Source organism: Burkholderia sp. SIMBA_051 (genome assembly GCF_046534915.1).
Lineage (GTDB): Bacteria > Pseudomonadota > Gammaproteobacteria > Burkholderiales > Burkholderiaceae > Burkholderia > Burkholderia ambifaria.
In genome coordinates, this window is the sequence record NZ_JAWRXS010000008.1 from 175,078 (window position 1) to 194,274 (window position 19,197).

Below are 19,197 nucleotides of genomic sequence, written 5' to 3' on the forward strand. Positions count from 1 at the left end.
GGACCTTTATTGAAGGGGTTGCTCCGTGCCACGCTTGCCCATAACCAACACTTCACGCTCCCGTGCCTGGAACGACATGCGGGGAGATTCGATAAGGATCCCGGACCGCTTCATGACGCCATCAAACCGTCACGCACACGGCACCGCGCATTTCCCGCCCGTAGCGTTCCGGAGCAGTGACTCGCGCGCGACGGCTGTGCCCTGGCCCCGTGCGCCCAGCCATCGAATCGACTCCCGCGCTCAATCGTTTCCGGAACGGGAGATCGGATGGGCTTGATATCTCTTGATCGTATCCAGCGGCACTGTTTTGAACAGATTGGGGTGAGCGAGCAAGAAGTTCTGCATCCCCACATTGAGCTGGAGCGAATAATCGAGTGAGGTGTGCCCCTGATCGAACGGCGTGTCCGACCGAATATTGCGAAACCATTTCGCGGTTTCATCGGGAGACGAGCCGATCGGCGGTGTCATGTGCTGTGCCGGCGGCCATTCGGCGGTCGAATGGCAGGACATGCACGATGACTGCGGATCGTCGAGGGGGCCGTCCAGGCGTCCTTGGTGACCGTAATGGGTCATGTGCACGTTGCCATTCAACCACGTCTGACTCTGTTGATTCGTTGCCGGATCGAAAAGGTCGTTCCCCCACATTACACCCACCGCCGACACGTTGTACCAGCCGGCGCCCCGACGGTTCGACCCGGGCCCTCCACCGTAGACATACGTCCCGAACACCCAGCCGGTATCCTTCGCCCGCTTATCCTTCACGGCTATATCGATCTGCAACAATCGGACCTTCTTCACCTCGCGTCGAAGCGAGATCGTCGGGTCTTCAACGTAGACATAGGCGTTCCATTCCGGCGCACCCGCCAGATACGGAACCTGCTCCACCGGCGCGGTGGTGAAAAGCAACTTGGCGGAAACCGTTCCCTCGGGAAACATGGCATAGCCTTCGTTGAAAAGACCGTGATTCGCCCACACTTTCCCGATCGTCATGCCACCAGGTGCGTTGTAAAAGCCAACGGCGTAGGTGCTCCATGACTTCGTCTGATGCGGATCGAGCGTGCCCGGCCGCGATTCCAGTTCGCGCGTAAGGCCGTGGATGAACTCACGCCCGTTGACGCCATAGTCCTGCCATGGCGCGTTGTACCATTGGCGGACCTTGTTCAGCGAAGGGTCGAAGCTTTCTTCGACGTTCGATCGAATGTTCCCTTCGTAGAAATAGGTCAGTGCGGCCTTGAGGTAGCTCTCGGGCTCGCGAGTCGGATCGAATGCGAGCCATGGTTGAGCGTCGTTCGGAACCGTGGACGGATACTGTTGGGCTAGCTTGAAAACGTGTCCTGTCCACCCGGCAATGGGTTCCATCAGCGCGTCGCAAAAGGGCGTCGTGGGTGTGTCGCAATTCCTTGAGGCTTGCACCGCAGCATCAGTTGCGCCTTTGACCACATCGACGTTGATCGCCAAACAGCAGAAGCCAAGGAAAATCGACGCCGGCACGGTTATCGGAAAATAGCGATGCCGCTCTCTGAGTATATTCACACCCCCCCCTTCGCATGGCGCGACCATTCGATTCGAAGAAAAAACGCTGCATACAAGTCTTGCAAAGCGCCGCGGACTGAATGATCCCGTTATCGAAAAAACGCCTTAAAATTTCATCTTTGGTTAGAGCAAGCTCACTTCGCGAAATATTTGGAGAATCGCGCAATCTGCTCCTTCGTTACAGGCTGGCCTGCCTGGTCCGGCATCGGCACACTTCCGTGCAACAGAATAAAGCTGAACCCGGTTCCGGCTTTTTGTGCATTGCCATGACACCCCATACACCCACCCATGTTTACGGAGTCGTGGTTGTACGTCACGTTATTGAATTGATTCTTCGTTCCCTCGGAAAAATCCGTAATACGAAAGCTGTCTTTGTCGAAATTGATAAAAGTCCCACTGAACTTCTGAAGATTGTAATCCGTTTCAATCACACCATTGGACTGGTAATACGTTGATTGCATCGATCTATTCTTGTCGCTGTAATCGATACCTGGAATTTTTCCAGCAAGCGGTTTGCTTTGGACATTGACAAGCTTGTAATACGACCATACCGAATTCTTCGCACCGAAATTCTTCTGCGAGTACGTGGAAATTGCGTCATGAGCAATTTTATTGACAGCAATAATTTCGTCCGGAATCTGATTGATTCTTCTGTTAACAATGATCGGACCACCATCTACGAGTCCGGTTTCTGTTGTGTTTTGGTAGTACAGCCGAGCGCCTGGCGAGGAGCTGAAATTTGGAGGGAAATAGGAAAATTGCTGCGGAGTCCCGGGCTGAGCGTTTCTCGAGACGATATTTGGATATAACGGGGTCGGCGGGATGGGGTTGGCAATATATTTTCCATCCGCATCCTCGACTGGCTTGCCCGCCGCATCAAGAATGTTGTCCGTCTGTTCGAAGGTTGCGTAGATGAAATATGGAGCCGATGATGTTTTCTGAATGATATGCAAGCCAATCAGCCCGAAATCGTCGTCGACATAGTATGTATTCGTGTCCGTGCCGTCGCCCTTCACGTAATAACGGACGCGGGTTGTATAGAAGCGGCCGGATGCTCGCTCGGAGGCAGTCAATCGTCGCCAGGCCGCCTTGATCTCGACCGAGCCGTAGGGCAAGCAGATCAAGCCGCTACAGGTCGGGAGCGGATCGTTCCCGTAAGCCGAGATGTATTTCGCCGTTGCTTTGAATATGTCCGCCACTCTTTTGTCGCTGACACCACCCAACAACTGGTTCCCCGCGACATAGGCGTATTCCTTGCGGTTGGCCTTGGCCATGAACAGAATCTGGGCGTCCTTTGCCTTCACGTTTGGCGACAGAACCCCGGCATAGATCTGGTTCAAGCCAATCTGGCTATTCTCGTCGAGGTTGATCCACGGCGTCGGGCCATAGGAAATTCCATGGTATGCGGCGATCGCACGGTTGTAATTGTAAGCCGGCCGCGCGTCGTAGCCGTAGTCGTCCGCCCCATTCGAGTTATATCCCGGAGGCTGGCCCTGGCCCGGGAAGATTTCGACCTTCCCTCGAAAGGTGTGCCATACAAGTGGACCTGTATACCCAGGTTTGCCAAATAGCTGGGACGGATCTGCCGTATCGCGCGGCAGATTATTGTCGATGCGAGCCACCGCTGGCCAGTTCAAGGCAATAAATTCCTGCCACGCGAATTTCGCCGCCTCGGTCAGCGATGCGCAAGATGCGCCTCCCGGGATGTCGGTAGGAAAACCCGGGCCCGGAACGATCGGAATCCTGTCGTTTGTCGCTCCAGGACATGCGCATGCTCCAATTCTGGGAAAGGCTGCCGAAAACATCAGACCGGCAGTCAACATAACGGCACGCGTCAAACGAGTGCGCGGCCCAGTCGGCAAATCGAACATACCTACCCTCCTTTGGGTGGTGGCACGTGAAGCCACCGTCGCCTTCGACTGCGACGTCGCCGGCCCTATTTCAGAGCCGCACCAAAATCAGCCAGCGCGGGGCCGAGTTGGGAGACCCGACCAATGCATCGCATTTCTTAACGGATAGAGGGTAAACGCGAGAATCTCGTATATCGAATTCTCATTCGTACCACAGGTGCGCTCACCATCTGAATTTTCTGTCCATCACCCACGTGGATATGCGAAGGTGGCGCAAGCCCGGTATTCGACCGCGATCAAGAACGGGGGCCAAGGTTGATTCCTTGTCCCCCGAATCGCGTGTGCTGGAGATCCTCGCCCCATGTATCCCCCGTGGAAGGTTGTTGCGAGCTTCAGATTGAATGATTTTTGTAAAAAACTGCAGGCGGCTCTTGTTTGTATTCCACTCGATATGAAGGTAAAAATGTAGCTGTTATTTTTGACAGGTGATTTTCCCAGCCGATCTTCGCCTTTCAAAAATAATTGCCTAATCCCGTGCGGGCTCGCTCCACTTCGTCGCTGGACAGATAGGTCGACGTCATCGAGATGGAAGCATGGCGCAGATTGTCGCGCACCGTGATTAGCTCGGCGCCCCGCGCCAGCGCGTGGCGTGCGTGTGCCGCATACGGTGCCGACTCGCACGGCGCAGCTACCGCTCCGATACGGTGTTTCATCGGGCCGACTTTATGAGCTACTATCCTCGGACTTTCACGCAGTTCCGGACCACTTTGCCCCTCGAAATCGAAACCCTCCAGGCGCGGTTGCATGAGCTGAACGATCGACTTGTCGACGCAAGGAGAGAAGCGTGCGGCCTTGGATACGATCCGCGACCAGGTCGCGCTCTACGCTATCTCCGGAGAGGAGCCTCTAACGGCAGCAGGTTTCCGCAAACCGCGCAAAAGCCGGGCCCCTACGAAGTACTACGACCCATCGTCGGGAAAGCGGTGGTCTGGGTTCGGGCCTCGCCCGAAATGGCTTGAGGGCAAGAATCTTGACGACTATCTCGTCGACCGCGCGCCGAAGCCCTGGTGGCCCGGCGAGGATTTTTAGCCGGCACCCAGTTCAACAGTTGGATTCGCGGGCGGTTACGATCTAGTCACCGAAGATTTCCCTCACCGGGTTTTCCGCAGCCGTAGGAGGAAGACCAGTTAAGCTCCATCCATCTTTCCCGTTGAACAGACTATCCCGATCGACCTTTAAGATATCGAATAGTCGATGGACGCTTTCACGACCCAAATGCTCGAGGGCGGGAGTTTCTTTGCCCAATACTCTCGCAGTCACCCAGCCGCCTTTGGTCGCCCATTCGGTAGCATCTTCCCCGCTCGCCATATAGGCCCATGGGACGTTAATAAACATCGCAACGACTTCCTCTCGGTTTCCATTCATAAAGAAGGGATTGTAGTCGATGAGCTTCCACCTCCCGGGAAGCAATCCTTGCCATACCGCGACCTCCGCGCCTCGCATTGCAGGTTCGGTAAACAGGTCGGAAATATTCTGAGGCCATGCAACCTGATAGCTATTGATTAGGTCCGTGACGTCAGTGAGCTTGCCGTAGTTGCTCACGACGCGGTTCAGGACGTCAACATGAGCTTTTGCGAGCTGATTGAACTGATTTTCGCTTCATGCGCCACCTGACCGCCGCGCAGCGGTCGCTGGCCACCTTCGGGTGTCCCGTCTTCAAAAAAGTATCGAGCGGGTCGATAAGAAAGGTAAGCACGAGCGCGTGCCGATACAACGCAAACCGCGACACCGGATCGACGTGCTTCGCAACCCAAAACATTGCTTCGCCGAGATTGCCATGCGCCCGGTGAGCGCCCCGACCCGCGTTCGGCCGGAACCTCGCCGCGCGGATGCCGGCACCGGCGGCGCGGCTGGCACACACGTGCGGCCCGGCCGCCGATGCGCACGACGCGCGGCCGGATCGCCATCCTTGTCAGCCCCCGCCTAGCGCGCCGGGCGCAACGCGAAGCCTGCGAGCGCGCCGACGATGCACAGCGCGCCCACATAAATCTCCGCCGCGTGCGGGTTCGACTTCAGCATCACGGACACGAACACCGGCGTCAGACCGCCGAACAGCGCATACGCGACGTTATACGAGAACGAGATCCCCGAAAAACGCACGACCGGCGGAAACGCGTTGACCATGGCGACCGGGATCGCCGCCACCGCGCCGACGAAGAAACCGGATACCGCGTAGAGCGGCAGCAGCAATGACGGATCGACGGCGAGCTGCCGGAGCATGAAAAAATACGATGCGCCGAGCAGCAGGCAGCCGCAGAAGATCGTGCGGGCGGTGCCGATGCGGCCGGCCACCGTACCGGCGACGACACATCCGATGATCAGGCAGAGCGTCGCGGCCGAATTGGCCTGCAGCGCAAGCGCCGGCTCGATATGAAAACGCTTCGCGACGAGCGTCGGCGTCATCAGGATCACGACGACGATCGCGGCGGTCAGCGTCCACGTGAGCATCATCGACACCAGCACGGCCCTGCCGTGATCGCGCAGCACCGCCTTCAACGGCACTTCGCGGGTCAGCGCCCGGCTGCGCTTCATGTCGATGAACACGGGCGTTTCATGGAGCCAGCGTCGCAGAAATGCGGACAGGATTCCAAACAATCCGCCGACCACGAAAGGAATCCGCCATGCATACTCGCCGATGGCGGCATGCGAGTAGTGCTGGTTGATCCCCGCCGCGATCAGCGAGCCGAGCAGGATGCCGAGCGTGAGGCCGCCCGTCAGCAGGCCGCATGCATAGCCGACATGGCGCGGCGGCACGTGCTCGGACACGAACACCCACGCGCCGGGCACTTCGCCGCCCACGGCCGCGCCTTGCAACACGCGGCACAGCAGGAGCAGCACGGGCGCGGCGACGCCGATCGATGCGTAAGTCGGCAGCAACCCCATCATCAACGTCGGCAGTGCCATCAGCATCACGCTCATCGTGAACATGCGCTTGCGGCCGACGAGATCGCCGAAGTGCGCCATGATCACGCCGCCGAGGGGGCGCGCGAGATAGCCGGCCGCGAAAACCCCGAACGTCTGCACCTGGCGCAGCCAGTCGGGAATCGACTGCGGGAAGAACAATTGACCGATGACCGTCGCGAAAAACACGTAAATCACGAAGTCGTAAAACTCTAGTGCGCCGCCCAGCGCGGCGAGCACCAGCGTTCGGTGGTCGCTGCCTGTCAGCGGACGGGGCGGCGCAAGCGGAATCTGAGACGCGTTCAATGAATTCATTCCTGGAAGAGGTTGGGTTTCCGATCGGCATGCCGATCCGATGACGTGCCACCCCACGAGAACACGCGACGCGTTCGCGTCATTCCGTCGCGCATCCGATTTATCGGCGTCACGGCGGTGCCGGGAATAAACCGGCGGTCTCGCGTGTTTGACGTGCATGGACGGGCCGACGTGCCTGTTTCACCCATGCGGCTGGTTCGCGCATACCATGTTCATTGATTCCCTCGGAGACATCATGCGGTTTGCAGTCCTCGGCGCCGGCGCGGTCGGCTGCTACTTCGGCGGCATGCTGGCGCTGCACGGCCACGAGGTCGGGTTCATTGGCCGTCCGCTGCATGTCGACGCGATCCGCGACCACGGCCTGCGCATTCAGACGCGCACGTTCGACACGTGCGTGTCCGCCCATGCGTCGACCGACATCGCCGCGGCCGGTTCGGCCGACGTGGTCTTCGTCTGCGTGAAAGCGGGCGATACCGCCGAGGCCGCGCGCGGGTTGCGTCATGTGCTGGCGCCGGACGCCATCGTGATCAGCCTGCAAAATGGCGTCGACAACGCGGCGCTGTTGCGGGCGGAGATCACGCAGCCGGTCATTTGCGCGGCCGTCTACGTGGCGAGCGAGATGGCCGGCCCCGGGCATCTGCTCCACCATGGCCGCGGCGATCTCGCGATCGAAGCGTCGCCGTCCAGCGAACGGCTCGCACAAGTACTGCGCGCAGCGGACATTCCCACCCGGATCGCCGACGACGTGCGCGCGGTACTCTGGCGCAAGTTCATGCTCAATTGCGCATACAACGCGATTTCCGCGATCGTGCACCTGCCGCTGGGCGAGATGCCGCATCGCGATGCGTTGCGCGAAACGATGTGCGCGATCGTCGCCGAATGCATCGCCGTCGCCGCGGCCGAAGGCGTGCATGTCGACGACGAGCCGGCCGATATCGTCGCGCACATCGAAGCGACGATTCCTCCGGGCCAGTATTCGTCGACAGCGCAGGATCTGGCGCGCGGCAAGCCCGGCGAAATCGACCATCTGAACGGCGCGGTCGTTCGGCGCGGTCTGGCCGCCCGCATCGGCACGCCGGTCAATCGGACACTCCATCTGCTCGTGAAGATGCTGGAAGCCAAGGCCGCGGCGCGCGCGTGACGGGCGACGATCGCGCGCGGTCGACCGGGGCAGGCAGTCAGGTCGACCGAGGCGAACGAACACATTCAGCATATCGCGAGAGATTGGATACACCGTCGCCTTCGCCAACAGCGCAGCCGCGTCGCCGAATCCGCCCGTGGTGGCGGAAGCGACGCCGGCGCCCGATGGCGACAGAAGCCATCTATCGGCGTCACCGCGGTGCCCGTGACGCATCGGCATGCCGGCCGCGACGCGCGCACGGTGTCGCCGTCGCGAACGCTCAGCTCGCGATCGCCGGGCCGGCCTGCTGCAGCTCACCGAGCACTTCTTCCATGCCGTTGTCGGCGATCCGCTTGCCGATCGCGCCGAGATCGGTGTCGCCGGGCGCGGCGATCAGCGCATAGGTGACACTGGCACGGCGCCACGTCACGACCTCCATGCTGCCGACCTGTTGTCGGGCGAGCGCCGTGTCGGGCCGTTCGTCCTTCATCACGCACAGCGCCACGGGCAAGCCTTTTTCGGGCAGATAGACGATCTGCACCAGCGGCTTGTGATTGAAATTCAGCCGCTGTATGCGCTTGAAGGTCAGCCCGACCGAGCGCAGGTCCGGAATGCGGATCCGCAGCCCGTCGTCGCGGCGAATGTTTTCAACCATATGCGCGGCGGCCGCCAGATTCGACGAATCGAAGGCAACGGTGTCGCGTGTATAGAGCCGCTGATAGTTCACGGCCGCCATGATCCACGGGGATATCTGCGTCCGCGCGGTCATCAGCGCGTCACGCGGCACGAAGTGCAGGACGGCGCCGCAGCAGAACGCGCCCGCGACGAACGCGGCAGCGAGCCACGGCATCATCGTGCGAACGCGCGAGCGAACCGGCGCGGACGACGGCGCGTGCGCGTCGGGCCGCGACGCCGGCGCCGATGCATCCGCGCGACGCACGCCGCCGGCCGCGGACGGAGTCGAAGGCCCGGTATACGCCCGCGCGATTTCAGCGACCTTGCTGATCAGGCTCTGCGGCAGCGGCGGCCATTCCTGGCGCTGGAACGCATACTGATAGGGCAACACCGATGCTTCGAACAGGGCAACCCGCCTGGCGATATCGGCCGACGAGTCGATCGCCCTGTCGACTTCCTCTCGCTCGTGCGACGTGAGTTCGCCATCCACGTATGCCATGAGCAGGATGTCGTCCATTTTCATGCCCCCTGATCCTCACTCTTCGCTGCGCCCTTCATGGGTCGTTCCTTTCCATCGCTGAACAGGGCGCCGATCGTCTGACGGGCACGCGAAAGCCGGCTCATGATCGTCCCGATGGGTACGCCGAGCGCCTCGGCCGCTTCGCCATAGCTGAGCCCTTCCACCGCGACCAGCAACATCACCACGCGCTGCGCTTCGGGCAGCCGCTGCACCGCCCTGACGATCTGCGCATCGAGCGCCTGCTGCTCCAGGGTCGGCGCGGTGGGATCGGCGATGGTTTCGAGCAGGTCGTCGTCCCAGTCCATGCCCGAGCGCCGACGCACGCTGCGTGCGCGGAGTTCGTTGAGCCAGGTGGATTGCACGATCGAGAACATCCAGCTGAGCGGCGCGGTTCCCGGTCGTAGCTGATGCGCGCGTTCGAGCGCACGGACGCACGCGCCCTGCACGAGATCCTCGGCGTCGTGCCGGTCGCCGGAGATTCGCAGCGCGAAGGTCCAGAGACGCGGCAGCATCGCGGGGAGCATGGCGGACAGTTCGGCTGCGGTCATCTACGTCGATCCTCCCGCGGTGCAACCAAGCCGACGTTGACGAACTGCAGTATCTGACGTGTATCCATGGGTTTAGGCGAAATTAAGCGGGCAACACCCCTGCAGTGCACGTAAACAGCTGGACGGCGCAGATATTCCATCCGCCGTCGCGTATTGCCCGAACTGCCGGATCACAGGTCCTCGTGCCAGAGCGCGCGTTCGCTCAGGCCCGGGCGATGAATGGATAGGTCAGCAACCCGAACTGCACCAGATTGACGCCGAAGTGCGCGAGCACGGCCGATTGCAAACCGCCCGCGCGATAGGCGAGCCCGTAACCGATGCCGGACAGGCCGGCCAGCAGAACCAGCCATGCGCCACCCTGATAGTGAGCAAGCCCGAACAGCAAGGCGCCCGCGACAAGCGCCAGCGAGCCGGCATTCGGTTGCGCACGCATCAACCGCGTCGCGCCCGCCTGGACATAGCCGCGGAAAAACGCTTCTTCCGCGAACGCGACCAGCAGCAGGTTGTCGAGCACCCACAGCCATGCGAAATGCGGCCACTTCGGCGCCCACGCAATCAAACCGGCCCACCACGCGATCGAGAAGCAGACCACCGATGTCGCCGCGCACGCGGCGATCGCCGCGATCACCCGTGTCGACAGCGGCTTCTCCGGCAGAACCCACGGGTAGGCCAACACCAGCCAGAACGCGATCAGCGGCTTGTCGAAGTTCAGATACATCGTGTAGGGCGCCGCATCCGGCGTCAGGCGTGCCGCATGAATCACCCTGAGATTGTCGAAACCCGGCAGCCAGTGCTGAAACAGTCCAACCGCAATGACGCAGAAGACGACGTTGCACACGACCTTGCCGGCGAACGGCAGATTCCGCTGCAACAGCACGCCGGTGCCGACCAGCAGCGCGATCGGCACGAGCGCGATCGGCTGCAACTGCCGCGACGCGAACGCGATCGCATAGCCGATGGCGAGCAGGCTCAGCGTGAGCCCGCGCGGCAGCCTCGAGATCGCCGTCAGTGCGGCAAGAAAAATCGCACACCACGTCAATGCGGTCATTGCACGTTCCGGAGAGTTGCCAATAGCGCATCGATCGCGTCGAGCGCCGCACGCGTATCAGGCCACCGTGACGACCACGTCGATGTTGCCGCGCGTCGCCTTCGAATACGGACACGTCTGGTGCGCCGCATCGACCAGCGCCTGCGCGACATCGGCATCGACGCCCGGCACGCTGACGTTCAGCCGTGCTTGCAGGAAGTACGCGCCGTCGTTCGTGGCCAGATCGATCTGCGCATCGACATGCGTGTCGCGCGGCAGCGAAACCTTCAGCTTTTGCGCGGCCAGGCCCATCGCGCCGATGAAGCACGCCGACCAGCCCGCGGCCAGCAGCTGCTCGGGATTCGTGCCGGGCGCGGCCGAGCCGGGCGCGGAGAGCTTCACGTCCAGGCGGCCATCCGCGCTGTGCGCGGCGCCGTCGCGCCCGCCGGTGGTGCGAACCTCGCCGGTGTACAGAATTTTCGTTTCGTGGTTCATGGTCGGTACCGTGTTGAACAGGGTGGGTGAATGGCGAGGCCGGCGATCAACTGCCGCGGTAGAGCTGTTCGAGCGCCGCGAGCTGGCCGTCCTTCTCTGCCTGCACCAGTTCCGCGCGAACCTGGGCGCGCGTCTTGCCCTTCGGTGCCTTGACGCCCGGCGCCCATTGGCTCGCTTGCCCGACGGTCTGGTCGTTGATGCTCGTGTCGACGGAGCTGCTTGCAAAAGCGGAAGTGGTGGCTGCAACGGCGGCGCACGCCGCGAAAACCAAAGCGATCGTCTTTACTTTCATGTCGTTCTCCTTGATAAATTCGGCTGTCGCGAATCTGTCGGGGCGCTCGGCGGTCGCTGATCTCGCGAAGCCGTCTCGAGCGCCCTGATCGGATTCGATCCATGAGACGCATTAAATCCAGACGACGTATCTGACGTGTGTCTCGACAAATGGCTTTTGCAAGGCCATGTATCCAGACCGGTTTCATACACATTGAGAAACAAAACTGCCGTCTCGTTTTCGATCGATCGCCAAACGAAGGCGGGTTTTTCCGACAAAATGGCGCCACGACAGCGCGTTCACCCTTCACGTCGCTGCCACGAAAAAACCAACGGAGAGATAGCCGATGTCCAGATACGCCCTCGCAGCGCTGCTGCTGTTCAGCGTCATGACTGCGGTCGACGCGCACGCCGAAACGATCAAGCCGATCAAGGCGTCGAGGTCCGACCTTGCCGGTGCGATATTCAATCGCGCCGATGCCGTGAAAAAAGACGAAGGCGGCGAAACGAACGCGGACGTCGCGACGTTCACGTCGACCGACAACGCTTACCAGACCGGCGTGTATCGATCCGGGCCGTCGCATGAGGAAATCAAGGGGCCGCACGGGCTGCCGTACAACGAGTTCCTGTACTTTCTTGCAGGCAGCGTGAAGCTCACGTCCTCGGACGGTTCGGTGATGCTCGTGAAGACCGGCGAGGCCGTCACGCTTCCGAAGGGATGGACCGGACATTTCGATACGCCCGGCTATACGAAGCTCTATGTGACCTACAACCCCGACGACAGGAAAAAATAGTCCGGCACATGTCGAGCAATTCGGCCATGGCGGAATAGCGCACCCTCCTCGATTGTTCTGTTGAGGCAGACCATCACTTCGGGAGTCAAGCGGTGCGCAATCAATCGCAGGAAATCGAGGACAATCAGCGGCTCGTGCGAGCGCTCGGGAGCACGGAACACCTGTTCTGGCTGCTCGACCAGAATCGGCCGACGCACTTCGCGATGGTCGCCGAGATCGACCGGCGCTTTGCGACGGACGCATGGCACGCGGCGTTTCAGGCGCTGCAGCACCGGCATCCGCTGCTATCGACCTGTATCGCCATCGACGCGCAACAGCATTCAGGCTTCTATCGCGTGACTGACGCCACGGTGCCGTTGCGCGTGCTCGAGCAAGACCCGACTGCGTGGCAGGCGGAAGCGGCCCGCGAAATCGCCACGCGCTTCGTCGGGTCCGCGGCGCCCCTGCTGCGCGCGACCTTGCTGCAAGGCGAATGCAGCTCGACGCTGATCCTGGTCGCACATCATTCCGTGATCGACGGCATGGGCAGTGCATCGCTGATCGAGGATCTGTTGAGCGTCCTGTCGGGCGAGCGACTGGCGCCGTTGCCGCTGGTGCCGTCGCTGGAGACCGTGCTCGATACCGATCTGAGCCACGCGGCCGTCTTGCCGCCTCCGTCGCCGGCGCCCGCGCCCAAGCCATTTCGTCCGGACGCCGCGCAAGCGCCGCATGTCGACGCCCTTGCGCTTTCCGCCGACGTCACCCGCCGGCTCGTGGTCCGCGCACGTGCCGAGCAAACCACCGTGCACGGCGCGATTGCCGCGGCCGTTCACGAAGCCGGCCGGCGTCTGTCCCGCGCGTGGACCGAACGCGCGTTGAGGACCGTCACGCCGATCGACCTGCGCGGTCTCTCCGACGACGCGTGTGTCGCCGCCGGCGTCTACATCACGCAGACCATCACGATCGACGATCACCCGCGCGGTACGGATCTATGGACCGCCGCCCGCAAGATCAAACAGGATCTTGCACCGTCACAAGCGCGCGCGAGCGTGGCGGCGGAACTGAAGGCACTGGATGCCGTGATGTCCGCGCGGCCGAGCGTCGAGCATGCGGCCGGGTTTCTATCGGCCGTGCTCGCGTTCGACGTCATGGTGTCGAATCTGGGCAATCAGCCGATTGCTTCCGCGTACGAAGGCGTGTCGCTCAACGCGCTGTGGGGCCCCATCGTGACGTCGGGCTTCGCCGACGACCAGATCATCGGCGCGTGCACGATCGATGGCGTGCTACGTCTCACGCATACGAGTCATGGCGCGATACGCGGACTGCTCGAGGAAGTTCGCGCGATTCTCGAGGAAGCCGTGAGCTGACCGTCGGAGGCTGCTCGCCTCATATGCGCGCGACGCCGACCATCGTCGCGCGTCGCAGCGGCAGACGGATTCCGGAACGCCGGCGCGTGCGTTCAGCACGCCACCGGCAATACCCGCTTGCGGTGCTCGACGATCGACAGAAGCAGCGCCGCGAGGCCGCATGCGGCGATCAGTATCAACAGCATCGTCTTGCCCATGCTGACCAGCACCATGCTGCCGAGCGCGGGGAACCCGAATGCGCCGACGAAATACGACGCCACGAACCACGTCAGTACCGCGTGCCGATGCCGCGCGTCGGCACTGTTGACGGCCTGCGCCTGCACGATCGGATAGACGAGGCCATACCCGGTGCCGAGCAGCACGGCGCTGGCCGAATGAAGCAGTGCGTTGTGCGGCACGGCGAACGTCACGGCGACGCTCAGGATCATGAAGCCGAGCAGGATCTGCGTCGTCGCGCTGACGCGGATCTGAATCACGACCGCGCCGAGCAGCCCGCGGATGACGACCACCGTGGCGGAATACAGACCGAAAAACGTTCCGGCCTTCACGCCGGGGCCCTGCGCCATCGACATCTGGAACGTCATCAGCCCCGAGAAGACGCTCGAGCCGAGCGCGATGATCGCGATCGGATAGATCGCAGGCGTGCGGACGATCGCGCCCATCTCGCGAACCCACCGATCCCGCACCGGCGGCGCAACGGCGTGCGACGCAGGCGACAGGCGGCCGAAACATTCCAGCATCACCGCGGCCGTCGCGCACAGCGCGCCGACCGTGCAGAACACCGCGCCCGTCGTCCAGTGCCAATTGCGAATCGCGAGTGCCGCAACGGCCGGACCGCCGCCGACGCCGGCCATCTGAAACGACCCGAACCGCAGGAACCAGCGCTCACGTTCGATATCCGCCGTGCGCTCCGCGATCATCATCGGCGCCGCGAGGCAGAAGCCGCCCCAACCGATGCCGACCAGCAAGCCGGGTACGACGCTCAGCGAGCCGGTGCGCGCGATCAGCGCGAAGCCGACGACGCCCGCGCCGACAACCAGCGCCGCCAGCGCGGTCGCCCGCGCGGCGCCGATCCGGTGCGCGCACCACGCGACCAGCGGCAGGCCGAGCAGCGCACCGATCATCGCTTCGGCCAGTGCGGCTCCCGTGTCGATGTCGCTGCCGCCTGCCACACGGAAATGCATCGACAGCAGAAATGTCGCGCCGTAGCCGCATGCAGTCAGCAGCGCGCCGAGCAGCACGAACGCGGCGACGCGCGGCGACATCGTGCGTGGATCGGCCATCATGCTTCCCCTTGTTTCAAGATTCCGGTCGATTCCGGCGGCGGCGCGACAAGCTCGCCGCCCCCAGGCCATCGCAACATGATCCGCACAATCCGCAATCGACGAAATGAACTGTTCCGATGATGCGCCGCATACGTTCGTATAGGCGCAGACGACAGCCCACGTCCCCACGCGTGCGCGCAACGCGCTCAGGTATCGGCGAGCGACAGATCGGGACGCTGCGCGACGGTGGCGGCGAGGATCGTGAGCTCCCGACTGACCGGAACGCGCGCCTCACCCGCGTGAGGGCGAAACACCGGGTCGCCGCGGCCGATGCAACGCCCGCTCAGTGCACATATCGCCGCGCCGTCGGCAAAACCCCGGCTCCAGATCTGCTCGGTAGACTTGCCCAGGCACGCGTCGCTCCACGAAACGCTGATCGCGCTGGCCGAGATGCGCCTCACGATCACGACGTTGACGGGCCGCCGCGCCATGCGCGAGCCCGCGCTTGCACGGCGCGGCCGGTGGCCGACGGCCCACTTCTTCGTGCACGCGTGGAGCTGCTCGGCGGACGGATCGAGCACATTCAGCAGCACCCGCGCGACGATATTGTCTTCGGACGGCGTGGTCATCGGCGGTCTCCGGCAGCCGGCTTCATTCGGCCTGCGCCGGCGGAAACGAAACCGATTCGCTCAATTCGCGCCATTGTGCGTCCTCCTCGGCACGGAACCTTGCCGCCGCGCCGGCTACCGCGACCGCGTCGCTGCCCATCAGCAATCGCAAAGGCGCTGTCGGCGATCCGGCGATGCCGAGCAGCGCCCGTGCAATCCGCGCGGGATCGCCGGGTTGCGCGCCGTCGATGCTGCGCAAGCGTGCCGCTACCGGTTCGATGATCGGCTTGTACGCGTCGCTGATCGGCGGAATGGTCATCGATGAACCCGCCCACCGGGTCCGCATCGATCCCGGCTCGACGATCGTGACCTGGATGCCGAAATCGCGGACCTCCTTCGCCAGCACTTCTGAGAAACCGCCCACCGCCCATTTGGCTGCCTGATAGGCGGCGAGCCCGGGGCCGCCGACTCTTCCGCCCACCGACGAGATCTGAATGATGTGGCCAGCCCGTTGCCGCCGCATGAACGGCAGTGCCGCACGCGTGACATTGCACACGCCGAAGAAGTTGACCTCGATCTGCTCGTGCAGCGCCTGGTCGGTGATGTCTTCGATCGACGCCAGATCGGCGTAGCCCGCGTTGTTCACCAGCACGTCGAGACGGCCGAATTGCTCGACCGCCAGGCTGACGGCGCCGCGCGCCGCGTCCGGATCGGTGATGTCCAGCGGGATCGCCAGAATCCGGTCGCCATATGCGTCCGTCAGGCTGGACAGACGCGTCACGTCCCTCGCCGTTGCCGCCAGTTTGTGGCCGGCGGAAAGCACCGCCTCGGCAAGCTGAAGACCCAGGCCGCCGGAGCAGCCCGTGATGAACCAAACCTTGCTGTCATGCATTGTCGTACTCCCGGTCAATTGCGATCGACGTCCGGTCCCGCACATGTCGTGGAAACGGGTGTTCGCCGTGCGTCCGCGGGATCGCGGACTCGCCGAACCCGACGTCATGCGTCATTGGGAGCCCGCCATGTATCTCGCGTATGTCCATCGCGTATCGGAATGTATCTGGCGATACCGTGAGTACGACGCGGTGATCGCGCAATTGTCACGAAGAACGTCGCGCAGTTGATGAGTGGCCTTCACATAACCAGTCATATGTAGAACGACACGATTTCGTGCGCGTTGTTGAGCGGCTATATGAAATCGGACGCTCGCGGAACATCGGCCAGCATCGCGCACGCGTCGAGATTCGCGGCGAGCGGACGACCGCTGCGTGCGTCAGGAAAGATAGCGTCCGCAACGACAGGCGCGTGCCGGCTCGCACGCGGCATCGTGTCCGGCAGTGGCAGCGAGCGGCAACGTCACGCGCGCTTCGAGGCCGCCGGTGCTGCGATTATTCAGCTGCAGCTCGCCCTGCATCGCTTGCGTCAGCCGCCGTGCGATCGCAAGCCCCAATCCGGAACCCGGCGCACGCGCCGCTGTCTGCGGCGCCCGGTACCACGGCGTGAACACCGCCTCCATCTCCGCCGGCACGATGCCCGGCCCCGAATCCACCACCGCAAGCATCACGCGCCGGGCATCGACGCGAACGCACAGGCGGACATCGCGGCCGTAACGCAGCGCGTTGTCGATCAGGTTGACGAGCACGCGCCGCAATGCATGCGGAAACGTCACGAGCGGACAGTCCAGCCGCCCGTCCAGCGCGACGGCAAGACCCGCGTCGCGATAGTTGTCGACCAGCGAGCCGAGCAACTCATCCACGTCGACGCTGCGCGGCGGCTCCGCCACGCTGCACTGAAGCCGTGCGCAGGCAAGGCTCGCGTTGATCAGCTCGCCCATCTCGGCAAGGTCGCGCTCCATCGCATCGCGCAACGTGCGATCTTCCAGCATGCCGCTACGCAGCATCACGCGCGTCAGCGGCGTGCGCAGATCATGCGCATAGGCCGCGAGCACATGCAGCAGTTCCGTCACGCGATCCGCATGCTGGTGATGCGCGCCGTTGATCGCGGCGGCCAGTCGCGCGATCGACGGCGTGCCGCGCTCGACCAGCGAACGAGGCAGCTCTTCCAGTCCATGGTCCTCGAGTGCCGCGGCGAGTTGCCGGATTGCCGCGTCCAGTCGCAGCGCACGCAGCCACAGCACCGCCGCCATCAGCGCGAGCATCGCGCACGTCACGCTCGCCATCAGAAGATCGCGGTCGACGGCGGGAAGCAAGGCATGCGCGAGCAGGTCGCGAGCGTCGTACAGCGCCGCCGCCACGAACAGCACGCCAGCGACGACGAACAGTCGGGCCGGACACGCGACGAGACCGCGTGCATGCTCGCGGCATGCGCGGCTGAAGTTGCGTATGGAGCGCGTGAGCCGAGCCTCGAACCAGGCTCCGGACGATAAGGTAGGAATGTTGGCCATCTTCGTTCTCCTGTCGCCGTCGCGGCGGACGGTACAGGGAACATGAAAACATGCGTGCGGGGGTTCGCACCATCAAACAAGCGGCCATCTACCCCCTACGAAGGTTTAGGTTGCCGTTGCGCGCGGGCCAGCGATCAGCCGTATCCGAGCGCACGGGCGAGCCAGCCTTCGAGCTCCTGTGCGTCGATCGGTTTCTCGAGCAGGCACAGCGCGGTGCTGGCCCGCGCTCGCTCGGACGTGCGAGCGCTGACGAACGCCGTGACCAGCACCGTAGGAATGCGCAGCCCGCGCGCTTCCATCCGGGCCAGCACTTCGAGGCCATCCATGTCGGGCATCTGGAGGTCGCAGATCAGGCAGCTCGTGCGCGACACCACGTCGGACGCCAGGAATGCCGGCCCCGACGCGAATTCGCGCGCCTCTCCGCCCAGCGAACGCACGAAACTTCCCGCGGCGGCGCGCACGAAAGGATCGTCGTCGACAATGGACACGAGATCGGAGGCTGAGAGTGAAAAAGGCATCCCTGCTTAATGACGAGGGGGACGGACCGGGCCCGTCCCGAGCACTGTTACCCAAGTTGCCAGCATACCGTCACGCCACGGCATCGCCATCATACCTACGTATGGGTAGGCCCGGCGCGCGTGCCTGGGCCGGTCGATGAAGGATGCGGGTAAACGAGTGACGCTCGGGCTTTCCCAAGCCGGGCGCGCGGTGCACCGCGCCGACGCGTTTCGCGCCCGCGCCGCCGCTAGCGCGACGGCACGTTGATGCCGAGCGCAGTCATCTTGCGCACCAGTTCGGCCACCGAGCGGCACTTCATTTTTCGCATCGCCTGGCTACGATGAATCTTGGCCGTGATCTCCGCGATGCCCATGTTGCCCGCGACCTGCTTGTTCATCAGGCCCGTCGCGACGTGTTGCAGCACCTCGCATTCGCGCGGCGTCAGCGATTCCCAACACGCGCGCAGATCGAGCAGCGAGTGATCGTCCTGCAGCCGTTTCGCGTCGCGCTCGAGCGCCGCAATCACCGCATCGATCATGTCCTGGTCGCGGAACGGTTTCGTCAGGAAATCCATCGCGCCGGCTTTCATCGCCTTCACCGTCATCGCGATATCGCCGTGCGCCGTGATGAAAATGATCGGCATCTGCGGGCCGCCGCTCTCCGCCAGCGACGTCTGAAACGCGATGCCGCTCTGCCCGCGCAGCCTGACGTCCAGCACGAGGCACGACGGTCCCGCGCCCTTCGGTGCCGCGAGAAACTCTTCCGTCGACGCAAAGGCGCGAACCTCCAGGTCGATCGATCGCAGCAGGCTGATCAGCGCGGCGCGCACGAATTCGTCGTCATCGACGACGTAGACGGTGCGGCTGTGTCGATCAGGTGTCGCGTGGGGCATTCTGGTTTCCGGCATCGATATTCGCTGATGAATTTTCAGGAGTCACCGCTCAGCGGCTCAAACACAACAACGCGAAGAA

The 19,197-nt window shown here is 63.0% G+C and carries 18 protein-coding genes and 2 pseudogenes; 4 read left to right on the top strand and 16 right to left on the bottom strand.

Annotated elements, in window-relative coordinates:
- Nucleotides 1-240 precede the first annotated feature (240 nt).
- From SB771_RS21060 to SB771_RS21070, 3 genes and pseudogenes are all read right to left on the bottom strand, one after another.
- A complete protein-coding gene (locus SB771_RS21060; protein ID WP_175661141.1) occupies nt 241-1,533 on the bottom strand; it encodes a hypothetical protein in 1,293 nt (430 codons plus the stop codon).
- A gap of 134 nt (nt 1,534-1,667) precedes the next feature.
- Nucleotides 1,668-3,404: a hypothetical protein gene (locus SB771_RS21065; RefSeq protein WP_175661140.1), complete on the bottom strand. Its 1,737-nt coding sequence runs from the start codon at nt 3,402-3,404 to the stop codon at nt 1,668-1,670.
- A gap of 491 nt (nt 3,405-3,895) precedes the next feature.
- A pseudogene (locus tag SB771_RS21070) lies at nt 3,896-4,071 on the bottom strand (integrase); the annotation flags it as partial.
- 37 nt (nt 4,072-4,108) lie between these two features.
- Between SB771_RS21070 and SB771_RS21075 the strand changes: the two are divergent.
- A pseudogene (locus SB771_RS21075) lies at nt 4,109-4,472 on the top strand (H-NS family nucleoid-associated regulatory protein).
- Between the two features lie 42 nt (nt 4,473-4,514).
- Here SB771_RS21075 and SB771_RS21080 read toward each other — a convergent pair.
- Both SB771_RS21080 and SB771_RS21085 read right to left on the bottom strand, forming a co-directional pair.
- Complete coding sequence (locus tag SB771_RS21080) at nt 4,515-4,985, bottom strand: hypothetical protein (protein ID WP_175661139.1); 471 nt, start codon at nt 4,983-4,985, stop codon at nt 4,515-4,517.
- A gap of 381 nt (nt 4,986-5,366) precedes the next feature.
- Nucleotides 5,367-6,659, bottom strand: a complete 1,293-nt coding sequence (locus tag SB771_RS21085; protein ID WP_175661138.1) for an MFS transporter — start codon at nt 6,657-6,659, stop codon at nt 5,367-5,369.
- Between the two features lie 235 nt (nt 6,660-6,894).
- Here SB771_RS21085 and SB771_RS21090 point away from each other — a divergent pair, with 235 nt between their 5' ends.
- The gene (locus SB771_RS21090; protein WP_175661137.1) at nt 6,895-7,800 is read left to right on the top strand and encodes a ketopantoate reductase family protein; all 906 of its coding nucleotides are present in this window, start codon (nt 6,895-6,897) and stop codon (nt 7,798-7,800) included.
- Nucleotides 7,801-8,059: 259 nt separating this feature from the next.
- Here SB771_RS21090 and SB771_RS21095 read toward each other — a convergent pair whose 3' ends face one another.
- The 5 genes from SB771_RS21095 to SB771_RS21115 all read right to left on the bottom strand — a co-directional run bounded on the left by SB771_RS21095 (nt 8,060) and on the right by SB771_RS21115 (nt 11,336).
- A complete protein-coding gene (locus SB771_RS21095; protein WP_175661136.1) occupies nt 8,060-8,977 on the bottom strand; it encodes a zf-HC2 domain-containing protein in 918 nt (305 codons plus the stop codon).
- Nucleotides 8,974-9,522 carry an RNA polymerase sigma factor gene (locus SB771_RS21100; protein WP_012372776.1) on the bottom strand — a complete coding sequence of 183 codons (549 nt, stop codon included), beginning with the start codon at nt 9,520-9,522 and terminating at the stop codon, nt 8,974-8,976. Before SB771_RS21100 ends, SB771_RS21095 begins: the two co-directional genes overlap by 4 nt.
- A gap of 202 nt (nt 9,523-9,724) precedes the next feature.
- A complete protein-coding gene (locus SB771_RS21105; RefSeq protein WP_175661135.1) occupies nt 9,725-10,570 on the bottom strand; it encodes a CPBP family intramembrane glutamic endopeptidase in 846 nt (281 codons plus the stop codon).
- A gap of 57 nt (nt 10,571-10,627) precedes the next feature.
- Nucleotides 10,628-11,044 (bottom strand): organic hydroperoxide resistance protein, encoded by a 417-nt coding sequence (locus SB771_RS21110; RefSeq protein WP_012372778.1) that lies wholly within the window; start codon nt 11,042-11,044, stop codon nt 10,628-10,630.
- Nucleotides 11,045-11,090: 46 nt separating this feature from the next.
- Nucleotides 11,091-11,336 carry a DUF4148 domain-containing protein gene (locus SB771_RS21115; RefSeq protein ID WP_175661134.1) on the bottom strand — a complete coding sequence of 82 codons (246 nt, stop codon included), beginning with the start codon at nt 11,334-11,336 and terminating at the stop codon, nt 11,091-11,093.
- Between the two features lie 325 nt (nt 11,337-11,661).
- Here SB771_RS21115 and SB771_RS21120 point away from each other — a divergent pair, with 325 nt between their 5' ends.
- Together SB771_RS21120 and SB771_RS21125 are read left to right on the top strand one after the other, a co-directional pair.
- Nucleotides 11,662-12,108: a cupin domain-containing protein gene (locus tag SB771_RS21120; RefSeq protein ID WP_175661133.1), complete on the top strand. Its 447-nt coding sequence runs from the start codon at nt 11,662-11,664 to the stop codon at nt 12,106-12,108.
- Between the two features lie 92 nt (nt 12,109-12,200).
- The gene (locus SB771_RS21125; protein ID WP_175661132.1) at nt 12,201-13,454 is read left to right on the top strand and encodes a condensation domain-containing protein; all 1,254 of its coding nucleotides are present in this window, start codon (nt 12,201-12,203) and stop codon (nt 13,452-13,454) included.
- A 92-nt stretch (nt 13,455-13,546) separates the two neighbouring features.
- Here SB771_RS21125 and SB771_RS21130 read toward each other — a convergent pair whose 3' ends face one another.
- The 6 genes from SB771_RS21130 to SB771_RS21155 form a co-directional block, all read right to left on the bottom strand.
- Nucleotides 13,547-14,740, bottom strand: coding sequence for an MFS transporter (locus tag SB771_RS21130; protein ID WP_175661131.1), 1,194 nt, complete (start codon nt 14,738-14,740; stop codon nt 13,547-13,549).
- 185 nt (nt 14,741-14,925) lie between these two features.
- A complete protein-coding gene (locus SB771_RS21135) occupies nt 14,926-15,348 on the bottom strand; it encodes a DUF3331 domain-containing protein (protein ID WP_175661130.1) in 423 nt (140 codons plus the stop codon).
- Nucleotides 15,349-15,370: 22 nt separating this feature from the next.
- Nucleotides 15,371-16,219: an SDR family NAD(P)-dependent oxidoreductase gene (locus SB771_RS21140; RefSeq protein WP_175661129.1), complete on the bottom strand. Its 849-nt coding sequence runs from the start codon at nt 16,217-16,219 to the stop codon at nt 15,371-15,373.
- A 378-nt stretch (nt 16,220-16,597) separates the two neighbouring features.
- Nucleotides 16,598-17,728, bottom strand: a complete 1,131-nt coding sequence (locus SB771_RS21145; protein WP_175661128.1) for a sensor histidine kinase — start codon at nt 17,726-17,728, stop codon at nt 16,598-16,600.
- Nucleotides 17,729-17,862: 134 nt separating this feature from the next.
- Nucleotides 17,863-18,246, bottom strand: a complete 384-nt coding sequence (locus SB771_RS21150) for a response regulator (protein ID WP_175661127.1) — start codon at nt 18,244-18,246, stop codon at nt 17,863-17,865.
- A 227-nt stretch (nt 18,247-18,473) separates the two neighbouring features.
- A complete protein-coding gene (locus tag SB771_RS21155) occupies nt 18,474-19,118 on the bottom strand; it encodes a response regulator transcription factor (protein ID WP_410721202.1) in 645 nt (214 codons plus the stop codon).
- Between the last annotated feature and the right edge of the window lie 79 nt (nt 19,119-19,197).

What these genes read in the sequence shown, in the direction of transcription:
- SB771_RS21150 (WP_175661127.1), bottom strand. Translation starts at nt 18,246, where the DNA reads ATGCCTTTTTCACTCTCAGCCTCCGATCTCGTGTCCATTGTCGACGAC.
- SB771_RS21100 (WP_012372776.1), bottom strand. Translation starts at nt 9,522, where the DNA reads ATGACCGCAGCCGAACTGTCCGCCATGCTCCCCGCGATGCTGCCGCGT.
- SB771_RS21065 (WP_175661140.1), bottom strand. Translation starts at nt 3,404, where the DNA reads ATGTTCGATTTGCCGACTGGGCCGCGCACTCGTTTGACGCGTGCCGTT.
- SB771_RS21115 (WP_175661134.1), bottom strand. Translation starts at nt 11,336, where the DNA reads ATGAAAGTAAAGACGATCGCTTTGGTTTTCGCGGCGTGCGCCGCCGTT.
- SB771_RS21095 (WP_175661136.1), bottom strand. Translation starts at nt 8,977, where the DNA reads ATGAAAATGGACGACATCCTGCTCATGGCATACGTGGATGGCGAACTC.
- SB771_RS21140 (WP_175661129.1), bottom strand. Translation starts at nt 16,219, where the DNA reads ATGCATGACAGCAAGGTTTGGTTCATCACGGGCTGCTCCGGCGGCCTG.
- SB771_RS21130 (WP_175661131.1), bottom strand. Translation starts at nt 14,740, where the DNA reads ATGATGGCCGATCCACGCACGATGTCGCCGCGCGTCGCCGCGTTCGTG.
- SB771_RS21110 (WP_012372778.1), bottom strand. Translation starts at nt 11,044, where the DNA reads ATGAACCACGAAACGAAAATTCTGTACACCGGCGAGGTTCGCACCACC.
- SB771_RS21145 (WP_175661128.1), bottom strand. Translation starts at nt 17,728, where the DNA reads ATGGCCAACATTCCTACCTTATCGTCCGGAGCCTGGTTCGAGGCTCGG.
- SB771_RS21120 (WP_175661133.1), top strand. Translation starts at nt 11,662, where the DNA reads ATGTCCAGATACGCCCTCGCAGCGCTGCTGCTGTTCAGCGTCATGACT.
- SB771_RS21090 (WP_175661137.1), top strand. Translation starts at nt 6,895, where the DNA reads ATGCGGTTTGCAGTCCTCGGCGCCGGCGCGGTCGGCTGCTACTTCGGC.
- SB771_RS21105 (WP_175661135.1), bottom strand. Translation starts at nt 10,570, where the DNA reads ATGACCGCATTGACGTGGTGTGCGATTTTTCTTGCCGCACTGACGGCG.
- SB771_RS21155 (WP_410721202.1), bottom strand. Translation starts at nt 19,118, where the DNA reads ATGCCCCACGCGACACCTGATCGACACAGCCGCACCGTCTACGTCGTC.
- SB771_RS21085 (WP_175661138.1), bottom strand. Translation starts at nt 6,659, where the DNA reads ATGAATTCATTGAACGCGTCTCAGATTCCGCTTGCGCCGCCCCGTCCG.
- SB771_RS21135 (WP_175661130.1), bottom strand. Translation starts at nt 15,348, where the DNA reads ATGACCACGCCGTCCGAAGACAATATCGTCGCGCGGGTGCTGCTGAAT.